This is a genomic window from Gillisia hiemivivida (genome assembly GCF_007997295.1).
Taxonomy (GTDB): Bacteria; Bacteroidota; Bacteroidia; order Flavobacteriales; family Flavobacteriaceae; genus Gillisia; species Gillisia hiemivivida.
Window position 1 is genome coordinate 134,511 of record NZ_VORY01000008.1, and the last position, 6,085, is coordinate 140,595.

Below are 6,085 nucleotides of genomic sequence, written 5' to 3' on the forward strand. Positions count from 1 at the left end.
TTTGATTGATGAATGATCCCCTTAGACTAGTACATTTTCGGTTACTTTTTGCCCATCCAGCATCCTGATGATTCGATGACTGAATTTCGCGTCATGTTCACTGTGCGTAACCATGATGATGGTGGTTCCCGCTTCGTTGAGTTCGGTTAAAAGATCCATTACTTCGTTTCCATTACTACTGTCCAAATTCCCTGTAGGCTCATCGGCAAGAATCAGTTTGGGATTATTTACTACTGCTCTGGCTACCGCGACCCGTTGTTGTTGCCCTCCAGATAGCTGCTGAGGGAAGTGTTTTCTTCGGTGCATAATCTGCATCTTTTCCAGTACTGCGTGAACACGTTCTTTCCGTTCCGCTGGTTTTACTCCTGTATAGATAAGAGGAAGCTCCACATTTTCAAAAACACTTAGTTCATCGATGAGGTTGAAGCTCTGGAAAACGAAGCCAATATTGTGTTTTCTAAGCTGCGCTCGTTTCCTTTCATTGTAACCGGCAACTTCTATCCCGTTAAAGAGATAACTTCCACCGTCAGGATCATCAAGTAATCCAAGAATATTTAATAAGGTTGATTTCCCACATCCGGAAGGTCCCATGATAGCTGCAAATTCTCCTTGTTTTACTTCAAAAGAAAGCTTATTAAGAGCAATTGTTTGTACCTCTTCTGTTTTATAATATTTTTCTAGATTGGTGATTTTTATCATTTTTGACTGATTTATTGATGTTATTTTAAAGGTGTTTTTTAATTCAAATTTATGATGTTAATCCAGCACTAATTCTTCAATATCTCCAAAATTGGAATAGCTTGAAGTAATGACCTTATCGCCAGGTTCGATTCCTTCCAGTACTTCATAATATTCGGTATTCTGACTGCCTAACCGGATTGGTGTTTTATAAGCAGTTTTTCCATCTTCAGAAATTTTAAATATCCAGTTTCCTCCGGTTTGCTGAAAAAATCCTCCTTTTGATATCAATACCGCTTCTTTTTCCTGACTAAGAGCCAGCTTGATCTGAAGGCTTTGCCCACGTCTGATATTTTCTGGAACTCCGTCTACAAAATGCATATCCACCTGAAATCTTCCGTTAGAAACCTGTGTAAAAACTTTCTTGATTTCCAGTTCGTAATCCTTTCCGTTAAAAGTAAAACTCCCACGTTGACCGTTGAAAATCCTTGAAATATAATGTTCATCAATTTCCGCACGAACTTTATAACCGCTTACCACGTCTATTTGCCCTAGGCGTTCCCCTTTCTGTTTTGATTGTCCAATTTCTGCATCCAAGGCCGTAAGTTGCCCATCTACAGGCGCTTTGACCACCAGGTCACCAACTTTTCTGCGCATTAGTTCCAGTGCTTTCCTTGTACGTACATAAGATTCACGAGCTTGTTGAGATTCCTGTTTACTGGAAAGTGAGTCCTGCGCCAAGACCTCATTAGCTAACTGATATTTTTCCTTCTGATAGTTGTAATTATTCTCAGATTCCATATAATCCTGTCTTCCAACAGCACCTTTTTCGAAAAGCTTTTTGTTTAGTTCATATTTACGTTTTCCTTCAATAAGATTGTTTTCCACATCGGTAAGATTATTTCTCTTATTAATGGTATTCTGTCTGGCAGCATTTTGTGAAATCTGCATTTGTGTAAGAAGATTATATACCTGGGTTTCTTGATTAACTAAGCTTAATTCAAGGTCTGTATTGGATAGCCTTATTATAGGCTCTCCTTTTTTCATTATGGTGCCGTCTTCTACAAACTTTTCTTCCACTCGTCCTCCTTCCATCGCATCTAGGTAAATGGTACTTATGGGTAACACCACTCCGTTTACCGGAATATTCTCCTGAAAATTTCCCTTTTGTACATCACTTATTGTGATCCGTTCTTTTTCAACATTCAATTTTGAATTTCCGGTGGAGGAAAGGATCACAAATAAAATTAGGGCAACAATAAGTACAGATCCCGCGATGATCGCGATTTTCTTAGGAGTAAAACGTTTCTTTTTAAGAGGTATGTCCATAAATAATCTTGTTTCTGTCTATATTACTATCAAGATAGTGCCATAAACTTAAATAGCTATAAATCAATAAGGTATATATTTAATGCGTTTTAAAAGTGTTCGTTTTCGGACACTAGCTGTTCGGTTGCAATACACTATTAACCCATTTAATATTTCTGCTTTTGAAATCCAAAAGAGGCATGAATAAATTGTAATATTGTGTCTATGCAGCTCAAGGATGCTAAAATACTGGTAATAGATGACGATATCGATGTGCTTACCGCACTCCGGTTATTGCTGAAACCTTTTGTTGCTGAAATTACCGTCGAAAAAAAGCCCGGAAACCTTAGTTCCTTGTTATCCGGAAATAAATATGATGTTATTATTCTGGATATGAACTTCAACGGACTGGTAAACACTGGCAATGAAGGGATATTCTGGTTGAATAAGATCAAGGAAACTGCGCCGGAAACCGATGTAATTTTAATCACCGCGTACGGTGATATAGATCTTGCCATAAGATCATTAAAGGAAGGAGCCTCAGATTTTATTGTTAAACCATGGCAGAATCAGAAAGTGATAGAATCTATTAAGGAAATGCTTCAGAATCGTAAAAAGCAAAATTCAAAATCGGTGAAACCAAGTGTAGTAGGAACAAAAATAATCGGAGAAAGCGAAGAACTTCAGCAGGTTTTTTCAAAAGTAAAAAAAGTAGCGCCTACAGATGCAAATATCCTTATTCTGGGAGAGAACGGCACTGGAAAAGACTTGATCGCCAAAGCCATCCATGAGAATTCTAACAGGCAAACGATGCCATTTGTAAAAGTAGATGTAGGAGCACTGACATCAAGTTTATTTGAAAGTGAATTATTCGGATATAAAAAAGGGGCATTTACCGATGCAAGGGAAGATAGAAAGGGTAGGTTTGAAGCCGCACAGGGTGGAACTTTATTCCTGGATGAAATTGGAAATATCAGCCTGAGACAGCAGGCCCGGTTGTTAACGGTTCTTCAAAATAGACATATTACGCCTCTTGGCTCCAATGAAGTGATCCCCATAGATATTCGCCTGATTTGTGCGACTAATCTCGATATTTCGGAACTATCAGACGAATCAAAATTTAGAAAAGATCTTATTTACAGGATCAATACCGTAGATCTTACAATGCCGCCATTGCGGGATCGGGGAACCGATGTCACTCTATTGGCGAAGTATTTTCTAGAAGTTTATTCTAAAAAATATTCCAAAGGTCCGTTTAAATTAGATCCTGCTTTTCTTAAAAAGCTTAAAAGCCATGCTTTTCCTGGAAATGTGAGGGAATTGCAGTTTGTGATTGAAAGAACAGTAATTATGGCCGATGCTATGTTACTTACGGAGAAAGACCTTTCTTTCTCAGCACTTGAAAACAATCATGGTTCAGCAGAAATTGATGATATGCGCCTGGAAACGGTAGAGAAAAACACCATCTTAAAGGTGATAGATAAGAACAAGGGAAACATATCAAAATCGGCAAAAGAACTGGGAATCACAAGGGCAGCCTTATATCGTAGATTGGAGAAATATGATCTTTAAAAGCTACCATAGCGGTGTTTTGATCAGGATTTTAATGCTGGTACTAGTATTAAGCGGACTGGTATTCAGCATTTTTAAAAGCTATTTTATTGCCGTTGGTGCTTCACTTCTTTTCGTTTCAATCCTGATCTATGAATTCTTTCGATTTCTAAGCCGAAGGTTTGAAGTCATAGACGACTTTTTTGAATCGGTTAAATACAAGGATTTTTCCCGACGGTATTTGGCAGAAAATAAATCGAAAGACATCAGGCGGCTTTACAACGGCTTCAATACGGTTAATGAAGTGGTACGAGAGATAAATTCTGAAAAGGAAACTCAATACCTTTACCTTCAGAAGATATTGGAACTAATAGATATTGGGATTTTAGCATACAATATTGAAAGTGGAAAAGTACTCTGGGCAAACGAATCTTTTCAAGATACATTAGATTTCCCATCCTTTAAAAATATCAGGTTTGTGGCTAGCAGAAATCCGGAAGTTTACCAATTACTCTTTGAAACGGATTATTCAAAACCTACGGCTGTAGAGATCAAGGTACATAAGGAAAATAGCAAGGTGTTGCTTTCTAACAGTATCTTTAGGATGGAAAATAAAAGCTTCAAACTTATTGTTCTGCATAACATTGAAGACACCCTAAATAAAACCGAATCTGAGGCCTGGAAAAAATTGTTGAGCGTAATGACTCATGAAATAATGAATTCCATTGCACCAATTTCTTCGCTTGCAAATACTTTGAAAGTTCAGGTACAAATGCATCAGGATAGCCCTGGTGAAAATCAGCTTGATGTTGAAGATCTTGATGCCGGTCTTTCAAGTATCGAAAAAAGAAGCGAAGGTTTATTGAAATTTGCCAAAACCTATCGAAGCCTGAATAAAGTCACTAATTTAAACCTAGAACAGGTATTTGTAAAAGATCTTTTCAGCAATATCAAACATCTCATGCAGCCACTTATTACTGTGAAAAAGGCTGAGTTGATTTTCCATTTACAGAAGGAAGACTTAGAAGTAGAAATTGATTCATACCTAATGGAACAGGTACTTATCAATCTTATGTTAAATGCTGTGGAAGCCTGTGAAAAAGTCACACATGCGAAGATCCGGATTTCAGCAGAAAAAAAACTGGATGGTAAAATTTTTATAAGAGTTTCAGATAATGGGTCGGGTATTCCTGAGGAAATAAAAGGAGATGTTTTCGTGCCGTTTTTTACTACAAAAAAAGAAGGGAGTGGGATAGGACTAAGTTTATCGAAACAGATCATGACGCTGCATGGAGGAAAGATTCAGATCTCCGGGAATGAAACCGGGGGAACTACCATCAACTTAATTTTTTAGGTTAGGTTTCGAAAAAAGGGTTTGCTTTGATTTTGTTTTTCAGTACTGCTTATATTTTTGTAGTATGGCTTGAGATATTTTAAGCTCTTGTTATTTAATCCATTGGGACCGCTGCTGAGAAGTTTTTTATATAGTTTTTTTAAAACTGGTGAGTTTACTAAAAAGACTTTTCTGAATAAGCTAAATAAAGCGAAAAATTTATTTGTATAGTAGAAATAAGAAATTGTATATTTGCCAGCCCTCCTTGAAAACCTAGGTTTACATCGAGATTGTTCTTAATAAAATAGAGTCCGAAAAGCATCATTTGTATTTAAACATCACTCTTTGAGTATTTACTCATCTTGACACTGTTAAAATATGTTAAAAGGTGCCGAATTCGGTGCCATCGAAATATAGGCCTTTGAAGAAGCCTATTAATAAAGAGATTATGCGGTTCGTTCGAGTCTCGTCCAGACCGCAATACCGAAGCATCGGTAGCAAAAAAAGAAGCTTCAAGAAATTGAAGCTTCTTTTAGCAAGTATAATGAAGTTGTGTTGTGTGTCTCAAGAAGTTGAGACAACGTGGTTAAGATGCTGTTTTTGCAGCATTTACCAATGAGAAGCTTTTTTCCTAACTATTGGAAAAGGGCTTTTTTCTTTTAGAGAGGTTTTATATTCTTTTCATTCCCTCCAAAACTTTCGGGAATGATACAAGAAAACCCGGCACTGTCTCTACCCAGTACCGGATTTTTTAGTAAACTGCTGGTTATTATATTTATTCTACTGTAAATTCCTGATAAAAATTATCTCCCAAGTTATGATCTATTTCAGATATTAGAGCATATTTACCCGGAGTCAATACAGCTTGAAAATAAGTCCTTGCACCTTGAGGTACTTCTTGGGTTCCGCCGAGAAAAGTATAGCCTGCCGGGGCGGGAGTCATTAAACCTTCCATATCTTCTCCAAAATGGAAAAAGTTCATCCATTTCTTCAAGATTTCTTCATTGGCCATGGTCTCATCTATTATCCTTACAAGATGAACATCTGGTCTCACTCCTTCTGGTTCAGCTATAAAATCAACTGAGAAAGGATCATGACTAATTGTTGTGTTTATGCAAAAATTGTGGTTAATCTGTAGAGGAAGAATTCTACATTTTTTACTCCTCTGAACTGTGCTCTAAAGGCTTTTATTTTTGCGTTGAATGATTCTGCTGA

The 6,085-nt window shown here is 37.1% G+C and carries 5 protein-coding genes; 2 read left to right on the forward strand and 3 right to left on the reverse strand.

Annotated elements, in window-relative coordinates; genetic code table 11:
* Positions 1–21: 21 nt before the first annotated feature.
* Positions 22–699, reverse strand: a complete 678-nt coding sequence (locus ES724_RS09115; RefSeq protein WP_146932301.1) for an ABC transporter ATP-binding protein — start codon at positions 697–699, stop codon at positions 22–24.
* A 57-nt stretch (positions 700–756) separates the two neighbouring features.
* Positions 757–2,007: an efflux RND transporter periplasmic adaptor subunit gene (locus ES724_RS09120; RefSeq protein ID WP_146932303.1), complete on the reverse strand. Its 1,251-nt coding sequence runs from the start codon at positions 2,005–2,007 to the stop codon at positions 757–759.
* A gap of 204 nt (positions 2,008–2,211) precedes the next feature.
* Here ES724_RS09120 and ES724_RS09125 point away from each other — a divergent pair, with 204 nt between their 5' ends.
* A complete protein-coding gene (locus tag ES724_RS09125; protein ID WP_146932305.1) occupies positions 2,212–3,558 on the forward strand; it encodes a sigma-54-dependent transcriptional regulator in 1,347 nt (448 codons plus the stop codon).
* Complete coding sequence (locus ES724_RS09130) at positions 3,548–4,891, forward strand: sensor histidine kinase (protein ID WP_146932307.1); 1,344 nt, start codon at positions 3,548–3,550, stop codon at positions 4,889–4,891. Before ES724_RS09125 ends, ES724_RS09130 begins: the two co-directional genes overlap by 11 nt.
* Positions 4,892–5,645: 754 nt before the next feature.
* Here the strand turns inward: ES724_RS09130 and ES724_RS09135 are convergent.
* Entirely contained in the window at positions 5,646–5,924 is a 279-nt protein-coding gene (locus ES724_RS09135; protein ID WP_146932309.1) for a hypothetical protein, read from the reverse strand.
* Between the last annotated feature and the right edge of the window lie 161 nt (positions 5,925–6,085).